Source organism: Delftia sp. DLF01, assembly GCF_014852125.1.
Taxonomy (GTDB): Bacteria; Pseudomonadota; Gammaproteobacteria; order Burkholderiales; family Burkholderiaceae_C; genus Comamonas; species Comamonas acidovorans.
Window position 1 is genome coordinate 259,936 of sequence record NZ_JACVAZ010000002.1, and the last position, 17,099, is coordinate 277,034.

Genomic DNA, 17,099 nt, shown 5'->3' on the forward strand with positions numbered 1-17,099 from the left:
AAGCGGCTGGCGGCTGAGTGAAACCCGCGATTGTCAGGCATGTGCCATGTCCGTGCCCGTACCGGTATCCGTGGGGGCCCCGGCACGCAGGAACCCGTACACCGCCAGCGCCGTGAGCACCGTGATGCCCGCCAGCACATCCAGCAAGATGCCAAAGGCCTGGCCATAGGCCGCCAGCACGGCGGGTGCAGACAGGCCGGGCAGCAGGGCCATGGCCTCGGCGATGTTCCCCGTCACCAGCAACTGCGCCGCGCGGCCGGTGGCATGCACCGCCTGGGGCGCCTGAGCTGCCAGGGCCGACAGACGCCATGCCAGCAATGCGGCCAGCCCCGCGCCCACCAGCGCCAGCGCCATGCCTTCGCCCGCCACGCGCACCGTGCTGAAAATGCCCGTGGCCATGCCGGCGCGCTCACTGGGCACCACGCTCACGGCCAGGCCATCCATCAAACCCCAGGGCAGCCCGATGCCCAGGCCGATCAGCAGCAACGGGGGCGCCATCTGCGCAAAGGCCGTGCCCGGCGCGCACCCGCCCAGCCACAGCAGGCCCGCCGCGCATACCAGCAACCCCGCCAGGCACAGCAGCGCGGCCGAGATCCAGCGCGTGAGCCAGCCCGCCAGCAACGGCACGAACAGCATGGGCAGGGACAGCACAAACATCAGCTGCCCCGCCTGCAGCGGCGCCATGCCCTCCACGCCGATGAAGCGCACCGGCAGCAGCACCAGCAGCACCACGAAGGCATAGGCCGGCGCACCCGCCAGCAACTGCACGCCCACGAAACGCGGATAGCGAAACAGCGACAGGTCCAGCATGGGCTGCCCCGTGCGCTGCTGCACGCGCCGCTCCACGGCCACAAAGGCCGCCAGCGCCAGCGCGGCACCGGCCAGCGGCAGCAGCGCCGCCCCGCTGGACCAGCCCGCCTCCGGTCCCTGCAGCACGCCCCAGGTCAGCAGCGCCAGGGCTGCGGTGAACAGCAGCGCACCGGCCCGGTCCAGCCGCTGCGCCTTGGGATTGCGCGACTCCGGCATACAGCGCAGCCCCAGCACCAGCGCGGCCAGCGCCACGGCGGCCACGCAAAGCACCACGCCGCGCCAGCCCGCCACGCCCAGCAACCAGCCCGACAGCAACGGCCCGAAGGCCAGGCCCACGCCGAACGACGTGCCCACGCCACTGAAGGCACGCATGCGCGCCGTCCCGTCGAACACCTGGGCCAGCGCCGCCGTGCCGCCCGCCAGCGCGGCCGCCGCGCCCAGGCCCTGCAGCGCACGCAGCAGGTTGAACACGACAATGGCTCCCTGCCCGCCCAGGCAGGCCTGGGCCAGCGCACTGGCCAGCACCACGCCAAGCCCGGTCAGGAAAACGCGCCGCCGCCCGTGCAGATCGGCCAGCGCGCCGGCCGCCATCAGCGTGGCGCCAAAGCTCAGCATGAAGGCATTCGTCACCCAGTTGAGCGCCAGCGGCCCGCCGCCCAGCGCCTCGCGCAGCGCAGACAGGGCCACGGCCGGCCCGGTAAAGCTCAGCGGCATCGCCAGCGCCGCAAGACACACCGACAACAGCACCCAGACCGGGGACGCACGCGGTCGCGCTGTGCCGTGGAGCGCACCCGGTGCGCGGGAAGAAGTCAGGCAGGAGGACATGGTTGGCAAGGCTTTCGCAATTTCCCGGCCGCACATGGCCAAGCATGCATGAACGATAAAAGCGCTGCAATGCCGTGAAAATAGGCGCCAGACTCCCCACACTCCCAACCCCAGGTTGGCAATCGACATGGACAGCTTCAGCGGACTCGAATCCTTTGTGCGTGCAGCCGACCTGCTGAGCTTTGCCGAGGCCGGGCGCGCCCTGGGCATCTCGGCCTCGGCCGTAGGCAAGAACGTGGCGCGGCTGGAACAGCAACTGGGCCTGCGCCTGTTCCAGCGCACCACGCGCCAGGTACGCCTCACGCAGGAAGGCGCGCTGTTCCACGAGCGCTGCCGCCGCATCCTGGATGAACTGCACGATGCGCGCGCCACCATGCAGGCCGCCGCCGAGGCGCCGCGCGGACGGCTGCGCGTGAGCCTGCCCACCATCGGCTACCGCTTCCTGCTGCCCGTGCTGCCCGAGTTCCAGGCCCTGTACCCGGAGGTTGACCTGGACCTGGACTTCAACGACCACCTGGTGGACGTGGTCGAGGCCGGCCTGGACGTGGTCATCCGCAGCGGCGAACTGGCCGACTCGCGCCTGGTCGCGCGCCGGCTGGGGCCGTTCCGCTTCATCCTGGCCGGCTCGCCCGACTACCTGGCGGCACGGGGCATACCGCAATCCCCCGCCGAAATCGCACAGCACAGCTGCCTGCGCTACCGCTTCCTGAGCAGCGGCAAGCTGGAGGAATGGGTGCTGCCCGGCATGCCGCCCCACCTGCCCGCCGCCCTGGTCTGCAACAACATGGAAGCCATGCTGGGCGCGGCCGTGGCAGGCATGGGGCTGGCCTATATGCCGGACTTCCTGGCGCGGGATGCACTGGGGCGTGGCGAACTGCAGCGGGTGCTGGCGGAGGACCTGACGCACACGGGGCAGTTTTCGGCGTTGTGGGCGTCGAGTCGGCAGTTGTCGCCTAAGGTGAGGGCGTTTGTGGATTTTGTGGGGGAGAGGTTGTTCAAGGAGTCTTGAACGCGTCCTTCCTCTGCTGTTGCTCGTTTCTGCCCCTGCCGGGTGGTTGTTTTTCGAGGCCGGGTCTCGGCCCGGCGGCCGACTGCCCTTTCTTGATTCGCCAAGAAAGGTCAGATCAAAGAAGGCGACCCGGATGTCCGCGACCCTCCGCTTCGCTGCGGGCAACCTGCGTCGTGGCGGTTGCGGGGTTCGCCGTGAAACTCACTTCGCGCTGCGCGCTACGTTCAAACATCACGGCGAGTCAGATCACGAAGCAGTCCTGTCCTTCGGCAGGACTGCAACCCCGCAACCGCCACGCCGCAGGCGCTGACATACGGGAAGTTGGTGCGGGCCTTCGCTTCGCTCGGCCTTTTTTGAGCGCGCTCGTCGTCCAAAGCATCTATCATTTCGACCGGCCCCCTGTTCAGGGGCTGGTGCTTCAAAACACCTTTATAGAGCGGCGCAGCCTCCCCGTCAGCGAGGCCTTGTCACGTCTGGATCATCGGACCGTGGGTGCCTGCCCACGTCCCTGCGGTTACGGACGGGATGGGGCTACCCGCAAGGGCGTCCGCACGGCTCTGTACGTGTTTTGAACATCCCGTCCACCTTCTTCGCGCTTCAAAACGTAAAGCGGGTGGCTTCCATCTCACAGAGGAGAGCGAAACCATGCACGCCATATGTCCCATCCTGGTTACCGTCACCTGCAGGGCCAGGCCATGAAGCAGGAAACACGATCCACCAGCGCCAGAACCACGCAGCTGAACTTCTCCATCACCGAGGTGAACCGAATGGTCCAGATGGGCTGCAACGAGATCTCCTCCATCTCCCACCTCGCCCAGGCATGGCTGCTATCGCCCGAAGGCCTGCGCGACACGGACGTGGTGATCAACGCCTTGCGCACCATCCAGCACAGCGCCGAGCGGCTGGCCACCTACGTGGAAGACGAGATCTATCTCCTGCGCAACACCGCCAAGCCCGAGGTCTGAAGCAGCATGCAAAACAGCCGAGCGCGACAATGGCGCATCGGCTGTTTTGCATTTCCGGCTGTTGGCTATTGGCTGTTCCCCAGCCTCCCCCCTTGTGCCCACGCCTGCGTTGGGCGGGATGCGGGGTGGCAGCCCTGCCGAAGGACAGGGCTGCTTCGTCATCTGACTCGCCGTGATGTTTGAGTGAAGCGCGCAGCGCGCAACGAGTTTCACGGCGCACCCCGCATCCCGCCCAACGCAGGTCGCCCCGTAGCGCAGCGTAGGGGTCGTGGGCAGTTTGGGGCGCGCTTCTTTGCTTCCTTTCTTATCGCGCGATAAGAAAGGGAGTCGGCCGCCGGGCCGAAACCCGGCCTCGAAAAACAACCACCCGGCAGGGACAAAAAACAGAACCCAAAGACCTACTCAGCCACCTGCCTCAACGTATCCATCACTGGCCTCCTCAACACCTCCCGCAACGCCCACCACCCCGCCATCCAGGCCAGCAAGGCCCCGGCAACAGCCCCCGCCAGCGGAGCCCACCAGGGCACGGTCCAGTTGAACTCGAACACCCAGCGCGCCAGGGCCCAGCCCACGGCCCCCGCCGCGCAGCTGGCCAGGAAACCCGCCAGCAGGCCCACGCCGGCCAGCTCGGCGCGCTGCACCTGCGCCAGCAGCCGGGCCTGGGCACCGACGGCGCGCATGATGGCGTACTCGCGCGCGCGCTCCTCGCGCGTGGCGGTGACGGCGGCGAAGAGCACGACCAGGCCGGCGGCCAGGGTGAAGCCGAAGAGGAATTCCACCGCGCGTATCACCTGGTCCAGCACGCGCTGCACCTGGGCCAGCGTGGTGCTCAGGTCCACGTTGGTGATGTTGGGAAACTCGCGCACCAGGGCGTTGTCGAAGCCCGCCACGTCAGGCGCGCGGTAGGCGGCCAGGTAGCTGACGGCCACGTCGTCCAGGTGGTCCACGGGATAGATGACGAAGAAGTTGGCACGCATCGATCCCCAGTCCACCTTGCGCAGGCTGGTGATGCGCGCCTCGCTGGGCACGCCGCCCACGTCGAAGCCCAGCGTGTCGCCGAGCTTGAGGCCCAGGGTCTCGGCAATGCCGTCCTCCACGCTGATCTCGCCCTTGGCGCCAGGCGTCCAGGTGCCCGCCGTGATCAGGTTGTGTGCGGGCGCCTGCGCCGTGGTGGAGAGGTTGAACTCCCGGTCCACCAGGCGCTTGGCGCGGTCTTCGCTGAAGTCGTCGGGGCTGACCGGCTTGCCGTTGACGGTGACCAGACGCCCCCGGATCATGGGGAACCAGTCATAGGAGGTGACGCCAGCCTTGTCCAGCGCCGCGCGGAAACCGTCGGCCTGCTCGGGCTGCACGTTGATGACGAAGCGGTTGGGCGCATTGGCCGGAGTGGCCTGGCGCCAGCTGCCGATGAGGTCGGTGCGCAGCAGCACCAGCAGCATGAGCGCCAGCAGCCCCACGGCCAGGCTGCTGATCTGCACCACGGCATAGGCGGGGCGCGCGGCGATCTGGCGCGTGGCCAGCACCAGCCAGCGCGGTGCCGTGCTTTCGTGCACCAGGCGGCGCAGCACCTGCACGGCCAGCCAGCCCAGGGCCGCGAACAGCAGCACGGCCACGGCAAAGCCACCCACGGCGATCAGGCCCAGCTTGATGTCACGGCTGGCCGCCAGCAGCAAGGCCGCAAAGCCGGCCACGCCCACGGCCAGCACCACCACCGAGGCAGGCTTGAGCGCGCCCAGGTCGCGGCGCATGACGCGCAGCGGCGGCACGCGCGCCAGCTGCAGCACGGGCGGCAGGCCAAAGGCCAGCAGCAGGGTCAGCCCCATTCCCACGCCGAAGGCCGCAGGCCACAGGCCTGGTGCGGGCAAGGCGGTTTCCACCAGCCCGGCCAGCAGCAGCACGAACACATGGTGGATGGCCCAGCCCAGCAGCACGCCCGCGGCGCTGGAGGCCAGGCCGACCAGCACGAACTCCACCGTGTAGGCGCCTGCAATGCGCCGCTGGCTCTGGCCCAGCACGCGCAGCATGGCCGAGGCGTCGAGGTGGCTGTTGGCAAAGCCGCGCGCAGCCAGGGCCACGGCCACGGCCGACAGCAGCGCCGCCAGCAGGGCGACCAGGCTCAGGAATTTCTCGGCGCGGTCCAGCGTCTGGCGCATCTCGGGGCGGCCGCTGTCCAGCGACTCCACGCGCACGCCATGCACGCCGGGCGCCTTGGCCTGCTGCTCGGCCCAGACGCGGTAGCGCTGCACGGCCGACTCGGAGCCATCACCCGCGCCGGCCACGGCCAGGCGGTAGGTGATGCGGCTGGCCGGCTGCACCAGGCCTGTGGCGGCAAGGTCGGCGGAGGTGATCATCACGCGCGGCGCAAAGTTCATGAAGCCCGCGCCCCGGTCAGGCTCGATGGAGATGATGCGCGCCACGCGCAGTTGGGCGTCGCCCAGCAGCAGCATGTCCCCCACGCCTATGCCCAGCGACTCCAGCAGCGGCGCATCGACCCACGCCTCGCCCCGCGCCGGTATCTCGCGCGTGGCCCGGTCGGCTGCGCCGGGGGCATCGGCCACGCGCAGGCTGCCGCGCAGCGGATAGCCTTCGGGCACGCTCTTGAGCGCCACCAGGCGGCTCATGCCGCCTTGCGCGTCGCTGGCGCGCGCCATGGTCGGGAAGCTGGATGTCTCCAGGGCCTGCAGCCCTTCGGCGCGTGCGCGCTCGGCAAAGGCCGGCGCCGTGGGGTTGTCGCCGACCACGACCACGTCGCCGCCCAGCAGCTGGCGCGCATCGCGCTGCAGCCCCGCCTGCAGCCGGTCGGCAAAAAAGCCCACCGAACTGAGCGCGGCCACGGCCAGCATCACGGCGACGATCAACAGGCGCAACTCGCCCGCGCGCAGGTCGCGCCACAGGGTGCGCCAACCCAGGGTCCATGCAGAAGATCCATTCATGCCGCGCAGATTAGCGCAGGCGAAGATGGGCACCCGGGCGCCACGGCTATTGGCACGGCCGTTCAGAACATCAGCCGCAGGCCAAAGTCCAGCCCGAGCGCGCCGGCCGGCTGCATGCCGCCCGTGGTCAGGTAGCCGGGCTGGGGCAGGATGGCCGGGTTGCTGACCACCAGCGGCGTCACGCCCATCACGCCCGGGTTGTTGCGCCCGTTGCCCACGCTGATGCGCGATACCGTGGCGTACAGCGCCGTGCGTTTGGACAGCGGGTGCACATAGCCCAGGGCGAGCTTGTTCACCGAGGAATCGCCGTCGGCCAGGCCCTGGCCATTCCTGAACTGCACACGTGCATAGGAGGCGCGCAGCGCCCCCTGGCCCACGGGGATGTTCACGCCGGCCAGCACGCCCAGATAGCGGTCGTTGATCGCGGCCAGCGTGCCGGCGTCGCGCCGCTCGTTGCGCACGCCGGACCATTCGCCAAACAGCTTGACAGTGCCGAAGTCATAGGAGCCGCCCAGGTTCAGCGAGCGGATCTTTTCCGCGCCGGCGCCCGAGGTGCCCAGGGTGTTCTCGCCATAGCCCAGCGCCACATCGGCCGCCCCCATGGCCCAGCCGATGCGGGCACCCGCGTAGCGCCCCCGCTTCGAGCTGTTCTCGGGAAAGGCGTACATGGCCTGCCCGTAGACGCCGCCCAGGCCCGGCGGCAGGAAGTAGCCGATGGAGTTGCCTGCGCGCAGATAGGTGTCCGTGCCCACCGACAGCCCGCCGCCCAGCAGGCCGCCCGTGGCCAACGCGCGGGCGATGGCCAGGTTGCTGTTGACCACGGCGATCAGGTTGGTGCCCACGCCGTTGACGGTGAAGGGGTCGAAGGCCCAGTCGTTCAGAAACGAAGGCGTGTGGTCGCGCCCCATGCGCAGCTCGCCCAGGCGCCCGGACAGGCTGATGGTGGCGCGCCGCCCGAAGTTGAGCGCGCCGCCGCCCGTGTCATTGGCCACCGGCGCCTCCAGCCACAGGCCGGCCATGAGGCCGCCGCCCAGGTCCTCGCTGGCGCGTATGCCGATGCGGCTGGCCAGGTTGCCCGAGGGCGACAGCGCCCAGGTGCTTTGCCGCGCCGAGCGCGCGGGGCCCGCGTCCCAGGATTCGCTGCGCACGCTGTAGCGGCTGATGCCGGCGTCCATCACGCCGAACAGCGTGACCGAGGTGGGCGCCTGGGCGGCTGCCGCGCCTGCCAGACACAGCAGGCCCAGCGCGTGCAGGCCGCAGGGATGGGGGTGAAGTCGGGGCATGGAGGTCTCCTGTTCGTCGTGGGGCTGGCGCGGTCCTGCGCCACGAATCGACTCTAGGAAAGCCATCGCGCCGCTTCTTGGCAGTTCATGCCAACGGCTTTGCAATTCACGACATGCGCGGGTTGCCCTGTTCAGGGTTGCCATGGATTTGTCCCAACAAGGCAAATGCCTGTCCCCCAATGGCAAGTCCCGGGAAAGCGGGCTTTCGATACTGGATGCCAGAACACGGAACAAGGAGACACGGACATGAGACTGCCCCACGCCATCGCCACGCTGCTCGCGGGCTGCGCCATCGCCATCGCCATTGCCGGTACGGCCTGGAGCCGCCAGCCGCTCAGGCTCATCGTGCCCGCACCGCCGGGCGGCACCATGGACATCGTGGCGCGCGTCGTGGGCCAGCAGCTCGCGTCTGAAACAGGCCAGGCCGTGGTGATAGACAACCGCCCGGGCGCGGGCGGCCTGCTGGGCATGCAGACCCTGCTGCAGGCGCCCGCCGATGGGCAGACGCTGCTGGTGGGCGCAAGCAATCTGCTGGCCGAGATCCCCCATGTGATCAAGATGCCCTTCGATCCGCTCAAGGACCTGGTGCCCCTGGCCTCGCTGGCCCGCTCGGGCGTGGTGCTGGTGGCCGCGGCCAGCCAGCCCGCCCAGGACTTGCAGGAGCTGCTCGCGCAGCTCAAGGCACGCAAAGGCCAGACCAGCTTTGCCAGCTACAGCCCCGGCACCGTGTCGCACTACGCCGGCCTGATCCTCAGCGACAAGGCGGGCCTGGACCTGCAGCATGTGGGCTACGCGGGCTCGCCGCCGGCCGTGCAGGCCCTGCTGGGCGGCCAGGTGGACGTCATGTTCGACGGCATGCTGACCTCGGTGCCCCTGATCAGGGCCGGCAAGCTGCGTGCCTACGCGTTCTCCGGCCCCCGGCGTTCGCGCCACCTGCCCCAGGTGCCGACCACCGCCGAACTCGGCTACCCCGAGCTGCAGTTTCGCGGCTGGGTGGGCCTGATCGCGCCGGCCCGCCTGCCGCCCGAAACCATGGAACGCCTGCGCGCCGCCATCGGGAAAGCGGCCAGCGCGCCGGCCGTGCAGCAAAAACTCTCCGACGTGGGGCTGGAGCCCGAGGTGCTCACCGACACCGCCGCGCTGCAGCGCGAGACACGCCAGATGTCCGAGCGCAACGCCGGCATCGTGAAGAAATACCAGATCACCGCGAACTGACTTCCGGGGAAACACCGACCATGCAGATCCGACAGATCACCCCCGCCATCGGCGCCGAAATCTCCGGCATCCATCTGGGCGATGCCGCACGCGACGCCGCGCTGTTCGCGGACATCCGCGCCGCGCTGCTGACCCATCGCGTGCTGTTCTTCCGGGACCAGGACATCACGCGCGCCGAACATGTGGCCTTTGCCAGCCGCTTCGGCCCACTGGAGGACCATCCCGTGGCAGGCAGCGATCCCGAGCACCCTGGCCTGGTGCGCATCTACCGCAGCGACGATCCGCACAGCTACGAAAACACCTGGCACTGCGATGGCCTGTGGCGCCCCAACCCGGCCATGGGCGCGGTGCTGCGCTGCATAGAGTGCCCGCCGATCGGCGGCGACACCATCTGGGTCAACATGGTCAAGGCCTACGAGGAGCTGCCCGAGAGCATCAAGCGCAGCATCGACGGCCTGCGCGCCAAGGCCGGCATAGAGCACACCTTCGGCGCCGTGATGGCGCCCGAGGCGCGCGCGCGGCTGGCCAGCGAGCACCCGCCCGTGGAGCATCCCGTGGTGCGCACCCACCCCGAGACCGGCGAGAAGCTGCTGTTCGTGGGCGCGGGCTTCAGCACCCACTTCGTCAACTACAGCACGCCCGAGAACGTGCGCCACGGCATAGACAAGGCGCCCGGCGCCGCGCTGCTGATGAACTACCTGATCAGCCGCGCCACGATTCCCGAATACCAGGTGCGCTGGTCCTGGAAGCCCGGCGACGTGGCCGTCTGGGACAACCGCAGCACCCAGCACTACGCGCTCAACGACTACTACCCGGCGCCCCGCCGCATGGAGCGCGCGGGCATCGTCGGCGACATCCCGCGCTGAGGCCCTGCACAGACTCTTTCCACACCTACCCCTCACCCCCACCCACCGGAGCGTCCCATGAATTTTCTCGATGGCCACCTGTTCCCCGAAAACCAGCAGCCCCTGATCATCACGGCGGCCCCCTATGCGCCGGGCTGGCTGCCCGGCGATTTCCCCGAAGACATTCCCGTGACCATGCAAGAGCAGATCCAGAAGGCCGTGGACTGCTACAACGCCGGCGCCACCGTGCTGCATCTGCATGTGCGCGAGCTGGATGGCAAAGGCAGCAAGCGCCTGTCCAAGTTCAACGAGCTGATCGCCGGCGTGCGTGCGCGCGTGCCCGAGATGATCATCCAGGTGGGCGGATCGATCAGCTTTGCTCCCGAGACGGACGGCGCGGCTGCCAAGTGGCTGTCCGACGACACGCGCCACATGCTGGCCGAGCTGGAGCCCGTGCCCGACCAGGTCACGGTGACCGTCAATACCTCGCAGATGAACGTGACGGAGCAGGCCGAGGACGCGGACTTCAGGGGCACCTCGCGCGAGAAGCCCGCCATCTTCGACGCCTACAAGGAGATGACCGTGCCCGCCCAGCCCGGCTGGGCCGAGGAGCACATCCGGCGCCTGTCGGCCGCCGGCATCCAGAGCGCCTTCCAGTGCTACAACATCAACAGCTTCGAGTCCGTGGAGCGGCTCATGCGCCGGGGCATCTACAAGGGCCCGCTGGTGATGAACTGGGTGGCGATTGGCGGCGGCATGGACGCGCCCAGCATCTACAGCCTGGCACACTTCGTGCGCGCCGTGCCCGACGGCGCCGTGCTCACCGTGGAAAGCAATGTGCGCAACGTGCTGCCCGTGAACATGATGGGCATCGCCATGGGCCTGCACGTGCGCTGCGGCACCGAGGACTGCCTGTGGAACCAGTCGCGCAGCGCCAAGGCCAGCACGGTCTCCCAGATCGAACAACTGGTGCGCATCGCGCGCGAGTTCGGCCGCCCCATCGCCACGGCGCAACAGGCGCGCGCCATCAGCAAGATTGGCGTGTTCTACGACACCGCGGAAGAGACATTGGCGGCCAACGGCTTCGCGCCCAACCGCAACGGCGGCAACCAGGGATTTCTGCGCAAGACCGCCTGACGCACTAGGCCTCGCCAACCCGTCCCTGCCCCCGCCTGCGCCAGTCCGAGACGCTGGCGCCGAAAGCGGCCCGGAACCAGTGGCAAAAGCCGCTGGGCGCGGCAAACCCCAGCAGGCCCGCCACCTCGCCCAGGGGCTGGCCACCGTCTTGCAGATGGCGCAGCACCAGTTCCCTGCGGATGGTGTCGAGCAGCGACGAGAAAGTCTGCCCCTCCGCAAGCAGGCGGCGGTGCAGCGTGCGGCGGTCCATTCCCAGCTGGCGTGCCACCTGCTGGGCCGTACAGCGGCCGCCCGGCAGCAGTGCAATGATCAGCTCCCTGCAGGCCGCCTGCATGCCTTCGCCCCGGCTGCGCAGCGCCTGCTCCAGATGGCTTCGCGCAAAGCGCGCAACGCCCGAGCCCTGCGCCTGGCCGCATTCGCGCAGCAGTTGCAGATCCGCCAGGCGGCAGACCATGCCGTTGAAAGGCTGGTCAAACAAAGGGGTTACGCCGAAGAAGGCACGGTGGGCCGATGCATCGGCCGGTGTAGCGGCACAGCGTGTCCAGCGCCTGGCGCGGCGTGGGCTCTTGCTGCAGCACAAGGCTGATGGGGCCCAGGTGGGACAGGCTGCGCCGCGCCGCCAGGCGCAGCGCGAAATCCTGCGTTCCCGTGGTGCGCGCGGCCACCTCCAGCAGCTCGCGCACGGCATGGATGGGAATCAGCGTCTCCGGGTCGTCGAGCAGGCGCGCCGACAGTCCCGCCGCGCGCACAAGGACGGCGGGATCATGGCCCAGGCTTTTCACCAGGTCGGCATAGCCATGCAGGCTGGCACTGCGGATAAGGCCGCAGGTGACGGGCCTGCGGCCTGCGGCCACGGTGCCGAAGGCATGGAGCGCAGGGGTCTGCATGGCAGGTCCATTTCAGGGAATCAGCACCGTCGCGCCCGTGGTGCGGCGCGACTCCAGCGCCTGGTGCGCCTGGGCCGCATCGGCCAGCGCAAAGCTTTGCTGGGGCTCGCTGGCGATGCGCCCGGCCAGCACATGGTCGAACAGCTCGCGCGCCATCTCCAGCATGTGGGCGCGCGGCTGGATGTAGTGCACCATCGCGGGCCGCGTCATCCAGATCGATCCCTTGGAGGCCAGCAACTGGGAGTCCACCACCACCGAGCCCGACGAGGTGCCGTTGCTGACCAGCCGGCCGCGCGGCTGCAGGCAGTCCAGCGAATCCATGAGCGTGTCCTTGCCCACCGAGTCATAGACCACGGGCACGCCCTTGCCGCCCGTGATCTCCATCACGCGAGCGACGGTGTTCTCGCGCGAGGTCACGATGACGTGGGCGCAGCCGTTGGCGCGCGCGGCGGCGGCCTTCTCGTCGGTGCTCACCGTGCCGATCATGGTCACGCCCAGGGCACGCGCCCACTGGCAGGCGATCAGCCCCACGCCACCGGCCGCCGCGTGGTAGAGGATGGTTTCGCCCCCCTGCAGCGGATGGACCTGGCGGAACAGGTACTGCGCCGTCATGCCCTTCATCATCAGCGTGGCCGCCGTGCGGTCGCTGATGCCTTCGGGCAGCGGGATCAGCACCTCGGCCGGCATCACGCGCACATCGCTGTAGGCGCCCTGCGGGCCCATCAGGTAGCCCACGCGGTCGCCGGGCCGCACTTCGGTCACGCCCTCCCCCACGGCCTCGACCACGCCCACGGCGTCCGAGCCCAGGCCGTTGGGCAGGGCCAGCGGATAGCGGCCCGTGCGGAAATAGATGTCGATGAAATTGACGGCGATGAAGCTGTGGCGCACGCGCGCCTGGCCGGGTCCCGGCGCGCCGGCCTCGGCATGCTCCAGCCTGAGCACCTCGGGGCCGCCGGTGGTATGAAAGCGTATGGCCTTTGCCATGGAGTCTCCTTGTGTAGCGCCTGGGTGGGGCGCCCTGCATCAGTTGAGCCGGATGTCGAAGTTCCGGACGATCTCGGCATTGCGGTCGAACTCGGTGCGCAGGTCGGTGGACATCTGCTCCAGCGAGCGATCGCCTTCGACGGGCTCGAAGCCCGTGCCCGCATAGCGTTCGCGCACGGCCTTGCGTGCGTTGACCCGGGCCAGCGCGCCGTGGATCTTCTCCAGCAGCGGGCGTGGCGTCTGCGCCGAGGCGAACACGCCGCTCCAGTTGCTGAAATCCACCTCGGGATAGCCCAGCTCGGCCAGCGTGGGCACCTGCGGGTAGTCGGGCAGCCGGCTCTTGTAGGCCACGGCCAGCAGCCTGACCTTGCCGCCCGCGATCAGCGGCTTGGAGGTGACCGATCCGTCGAACATCAGCGGGATCTGGTTGCCCATGACCTGGGCCAGCGCGGGCGCCGAGCCCGGGAAGGCCACATGCTCCATGTCCAGGTGGGCCCTTCTGTTGAGGATGGCGCCCGCGTACTGCGAGGCCGTGCCCTGGCTGTACGAGGCGAACGACAGCGTGCCCGGGTGGGCCTTCACGTAGGCGATGGCCTCGGCCCCGTCGCGCGCGGGAAACTGCGGCGAGGCGATGAACAGCATCACCGAGCGCGCCATCTGCGCCACGGGCCGCACGTCCTTCATGGGGTCGAAGCCGACCTTGAGCACATGGGGCACCTCGGTGAGGATGTTGGTCACCGTCACCAGCAGCGTGCTGCCGTCGGCCGGCTGGGACAGCATGTGCTTGACGGCGATGGCGCCACCGGCGCCGGGCCGGTTCTCGACGATGACGGGCTGGCGTATCTCCTGCGCCAGCTGGTCGCTGATGATGCGCGCGAACACATCGATGGTGCCGCCGGGCGGCGCCGGCACGATGAGCCGGACCGGCTTGTCGCCGAAGGCGTGGGCGCCACCGGCCAGCAGCGAGGCGGCCAGGGCGATGGCAGTCCAGGGGGGCATGCGTTGCATCGTGGGCTCCCGGTTCAGGCGGCCTTGCGCAGAAATCCCTGCTGGGCGCCGTTGCGGTTGGGTGCGAAGCCGTTGGCCGCCAGCGTCTCGTCCACGGTGCCGTAGAACTGGCCGATCCGGCAGATCTCCCGCGCCCGCTGCGCCGTGGCAATGGGGCGGCCGAACTCGCGCGCGATGCGCACCAGCTGCTCGATCTGCGCCACCGTGCCCATCTTGGCCGTGCGGCGCTGGTTCCAGAGGTTGTCCTCGGTGCCGCAGCGCACATGCAGGCCCATGGCGATGCCCATCATGTTCACGGGCAGCACGTTGAGCACCGAGCTTTCCACGGTGAGCACGGCGCCGTCGGGCACGGCACGCACGAAGTTGGCCAGGCTGTAGATGCTGGGCGCGTCCATGCCGCCGCCAATCGCCACCCAGTTCATCACCAGCGGGCCCTTGTAGATGCCCCGGCGCATGAGCCGCTCCACCGACTCGAAGCTGTTGATGTTGTAGCACTGGAAGGCGCTCTGGATGCCGGCGGCCGACAGGCGCCGGATGTGCTCCTCGGCCCAGCCGGGCTGGGCGGGCACGGTCATCTCCCTGTAGGCATTGAAGACGGCCGGGTCCTCCATGGAGGTGCCGCGTATGTCGCGCGCATCGAACTGCTCCAGGAAATTCATCTGCGAGGTATTGATGGTCACCGTGACCTGGTCGGGCACGGGCTCCAGCTCGGCCAGCATGTGGCGCGTGTCGTCGGACAGCCACTTGGCGGCCGCGCCGTCCGTCTCGGGAGCAAAGCTGATCGATCCGCCCACCTGGATGATCATCTCGGGCACGCGCGCACGCACGCCGGCGATCAGCTCGTTGAACTTGGACAGGCGCTTGCTGCCTTTGCCATCCAGCTCGCGCACATGCAGGTGCAGCACGGTGGCGCCGGCGTTGTAGCAGTCCACGGCCTTCTGGATCTGCTCGTCCATGGTCACGGCGATCTCGCCGGGAAAGTCCGAGGGCAGCCACGAGGGCGCATAGGGCGCGGCCGTGATGATCAGGGGCTGCTGGTTTTCGGGGAACAGGTGGCCGTCGAGAAAATTCATGGCATGTCTCCTTGTGTCGTGATCGTGTTTCAGAAGGTCGGCGTGCCGACGATGCCCGCGCGCTCCATCTTCCGGTGGCTGGGCGGGTAGTCCATGGCCGCGTAGTGCTGGGTGGCGCGGTTGTCCCAGATCGCCACGCTGCCCGCCCGCCAGCGCCAGCGCACCTGGTACTCGGGTATGGCAGCCTGGCCGATCAGGTACTGCAGCAGGCCGGAGGCACCCTGCGTGAAGTCCTGGCCCACGCGCACATTGGCGGGCGTGTGGAAATTGGTGAAATGCGTGGTGAAGCCGTTCACGAACAGCACCTTCTCGCCGGTCTCGGGATGGGTGCGGACCACGGGATGCTCGGCATCGGGGTACTGGGCCTTGAGCGCCAGCCGCCTTTCGATGGGCATGGCCGCACCGAACGTGCATTCGATGCTGTGGCGCGCGCGCAGCGGCGCGATCAGCGCCTTGACGGCGTCCGGCAGGCGTTCGTAGGCCAGCGCCATGTTGGCCCACAGGGTGTCGCCGCCCACGGGCGGGCATTCCACGCAGTGCAGCACGCAGCCCATGGGCGGCGCCTCGCGCCAGGTGGCGTCGCAGTGCCAGGAATTCTCGTAGCGGTCGTTGGGCTGCTCGGGCGTCCTGTAGATGCGCACCAGGCCCGGATGCTCGGGGTCGCTGCCGGCCACCGGATGGTCCTCCAGCTCGCCGAAGCGCCGCGCAAAGGCCACGTGCTCGGCGCGCGCCAGGCCCTGGTCGCGCAGGAACAGCACCTTGTGGCGCAGCAGCGCCGCCCGGATCTCCGAGAAAAGCGCGTCGTCGCGCACCGCGTCGGCCAGCCGCACGCCGAGCAATTCGGCGCCGATGGCGCATGTCATGGGCTCTATGCGCATGCCTGTCTCCTGTCATTGTTGTGAAGGCCCGTGGCGGCACGGTCCGCCCGGCGTGGGGCCGGTCTCTGCAATGTAGGAAAACCCGGTTCCGCGGACTATGCAAGCCATGCCATCCTCTTTGCATTTCGTGCCACCAGGGCACGGACTGACAGGAGGGCAAGCATGGTCACCATGGTGCGCGCGGCGGCCTTGACCCATTTTTCGGACGTCATGCGCGAACTGGGCGGCGACCCCGACAAGGCACTGCGCCAGGCCGGCCTGCGGCCCGCGCTGCTGCGCGAGCAGGACCAGCTGATCGACGTGGCCATCGTCGCGCGCCTGCTGGAAGACGCGGCCCAGTCCACGGGCTGCGAGTCCCTGGGCCTGCGCATGGCCCGGCACCGCCAGCTGTCGAGCTTCGGCGCCGTGAGCCTGCTGCTGCTGCACCAGCCCACGCTGCGCCATGCGCTGGACACGCTGGTCGCGCACATGCACCTGGTCAACGAATCGCTGCTGATCCACCTGGAGGATGCAGGGGACATCGTCATCCTGCGCGAGGACTTCGTCCTGCACGGCGCCATGCGCCAGTCCGTGGAACTGGCCATGGGCGTGCTGTGGCGCATGTGCGAGGCATTGCTGCGCGAGCGCTGGAGGCCGCAGGGCGTCAGCTTCAGCCACGCGCCACCGGCCGACCTGTCCGAGCACCGCCGCATGTTCCGCTGCCGCATCACGTTCGGCGCCGAGTTCAACGGCATCGCCTGCCGCGCCGCCGACCTGGACGAGCCCAACCCGCTGGCCGACCCCGCGCTGGCGCGCTATGCGCTGCGGCTGGTGGAGGTCATGCCGGCCCACCGTGCCGCCTCCGTGGGGCACCAGGCGCGCAGGGTCATCTACCTGCTGCTGCCCTCGGGCAACGCCACCTGCGCAGGCGTGGCGCAGGGCATGGGGCGCAGCCTGCGCACGCTGCAGCGCGAACTGGACCGCGAAGGCCTGAGCTTCAGCGAGCTGCTGACCGAAGTGCGCCACGAACTGGCCCTGCGCTACCTGGACCATCCCCACTACAGCGTGGGCCAGATCGCGTCCATGCTCGGCTATGCCAGCCACAGCGCCTTCACGCGCTGGTTCGCTGCGCAATTCGGTTGCGCGCCCGAGGCCTGGCGCAGCCGCGCGCAGGGACTGCCTCGCGCCTGACGCACCCAGCGTTCCTGGCGCACTTGGCGCACTTGATCGCACTTGACGCACCACCACGGCGCACCCCGCCCCTGCAC

General features: G+C 69.1%; 13 protein-coding genes and 1 pseudogene. 6 read left to right on the top strand and 8 right to left on the bottom strand.

Translation table 11 applies throughout. The annotated features are described in order from the left end of the window. Positions 1-33: 33 nt before the first annotated feature. A complete protein-coding gene (locus IB269_RS09570; RefSeq protein WP_192367524.1) occupies positions 34-1,557 on the bottom strand; it encodes an MFS transporter in 1,524 nt (507 codons plus the stop codon). A 205-nt stretch (positions 1,558-1,762) separates the two neighbouring features. Here IB269_RS09570 and IB269_RS09575 point away from each other — a divergent pair, with 205 nt between their 5' ends. Then, entirely contained in the window at positions 1,763-2,644 is an 882-nt protein-coding gene (locus tag IB269_RS09575; RefSeq protein ID WP_192367040.1) for a LysR substrate-binding domain-containing protein, read from the top strand. A gap of 656 nt (positions 2,645-3,300) precedes the next feature. Next, positions 3,301-3,609, top strand: a complete 309-nt coding sequence (locus IB269_RS09580) for a hypothetical protein (RefSeq protein WP_225614072.1) — start codon at positions 3,301-3,303, stop codon at positions 3,607-3,609. Between the two features lie 398 nt (positions 3,610-4,007). On the opposite strand, the gene IB269_RS09585 is transcribed toward IB269_RS09580, so the two are convergent. Both IB269_RS09585 and IB269_RS09590 read right to left on the bottom strand, forming a co-directional pair. Then, a complete protein-coding gene (locus tag IB269_RS09585; RefSeq protein WP_192367041.1) occupies positions 4,008-6,542 on the bottom strand; it encodes an ABC transporter permease in 2,535 nt (844 codons plus the stop codon). A 62-nt stretch (positions 6,543-6,604) separates the two neighbouring features. After that, positions 6,605-7,825 carry a porin gene (locus IB269_RS09590; RefSeq protein WP_192367042.1) on the bottom strand — a complete coding sequence of 407 codons (1,221 nt, stop codon included), beginning with the start codon at positions 7,823-7,825 and terminating at the stop codon, positions 6,605-6,607. Positions 7,826-8,071: 246 nt separating this feature from the next. Between IB269_RS09590 and IB269_RS09595 the strand changes: the two genes are divergently transcribed. From IB269_RS09595 to IB269_RS09605, 3 genes are read left to right on the top strand one after another with little or no spacing between them, the layout of a single operon-like run. Further along, a complete protein-coding gene (locus IB269_RS09595; RefSeq protein WP_192367043.1) occupies positions 8,072-9,040 on the top strand; it encodes a tripartite tricarboxylate transporter substrate binding protein in 969 nt (322 codons plus the stop codon). A 20-nt stretch (positions 9,041-9,060) separates the two neighbouring features. After that, positions 9,061-9,906, top strand: a complete 846-nt coding sequence (locus IB269_RS09600) for a TauD/TfdA dioxygenase family protein (RefSeq protein WP_016450763.1) — start codon at positions 9,061-9,063, stop codon at positions 9,904-9,906. A gap of 57 nt (positions 9,907-9,963) precedes the next feature. Next, positions 9,964-11,022: a 3-keto-5-aminohexanoate cleavage protein gene (locus tag IB269_RS09605; protein ID WP_192367044.1), complete on the top strand. Its 1,059-nt coding sequence runs from the start codon at positions 9,964-9,966 to the stop codon at positions 11,020-11,022. A 4-nt stretch (positions 11,023-11,026) separates the two neighbouring features. Here the strand turns inward: IB269_RS09605 and IB269_RS09610 are convergent. From IB269_RS09610 to IB269_RS09630, 5 genes and pseudogenes are all read right to left on the bottom strand, one after another. Further along, positions 11,027-11,909 (bottom strand): annotated as a pseudogene (locus tag IB269_RS09610) (AraC family transcriptional regulator ligand-binding domain-containing protein). A gap of 12 nt (positions 11,910-11,921) precedes the next feature. Next, positions 11,922-12,893 (bottom strand): quinone oxidoreductase family protein, encoded by a 972-nt coding sequence (locus IB269_RS09615; protein WP_192367045.1) that lies wholly within the window; start codon positions 12,891-12,893, stop codon positions 11,922-11,924. 39 nt (positions 12,894-12,932) lie between these two features. After that, a complete protein-coding gene (locus IB269_RS09620; RefSeq protein ID WP_013803809.1) occupies positions 12,933-13,901 on the bottom strand; it encodes a Bug family tripartite tricarboxylate transporter substrate binding protein in 969 nt (322 codons plus the stop codon). A 14-nt stretch (positions 13,902-13,915) separates the two neighbouring features. Beyond that, complete coding sequence (locus tag IB269_RS09625) at positions 13,916-14,974, bottom strand: 3-keto-5-aminohexanoate cleavage protein (RefSeq protein ID WP_192367046.1); 1,059 nt, start codon at positions 14,972-14,974, stop codon at positions 13,916-13,918. A 29-nt stretch (positions 14,975-15,003) separates the two neighbouring features. Beyond that, positions 15,004-15,852 carry a TauD/TfdA dioxygenase family protein gene (locus IB269_RS09630; protein ID WP_016454322.1) on the bottom strand — a complete coding sequence of 283 codons (849 nt, stop codon included), beginning with the start codon at positions 15,850-15,852 and terminating at the stop codon, positions 15,004-15,006. A 162-nt stretch (positions 15,853-16,014) separates the two neighbouring features. Here IB269_RS09630 and IB269_RS09635 point away from each other — a divergent pair, with 162 nt between their 5' ends. After that, the gene (locus IB269_RS09635) at positions 16,015-17,022 is read left to right on the top strand and encodes an AraC family transcriptional regulator (RefSeq protein ID WP_192367047.1); all 1,008 of its coding nucleotides are present in this window, start codon (positions 16,015-16,017) and stop codon (positions 17,020-17,022) included. Positions 17,023-17,099 lie beyond the last annotated feature (77 nt).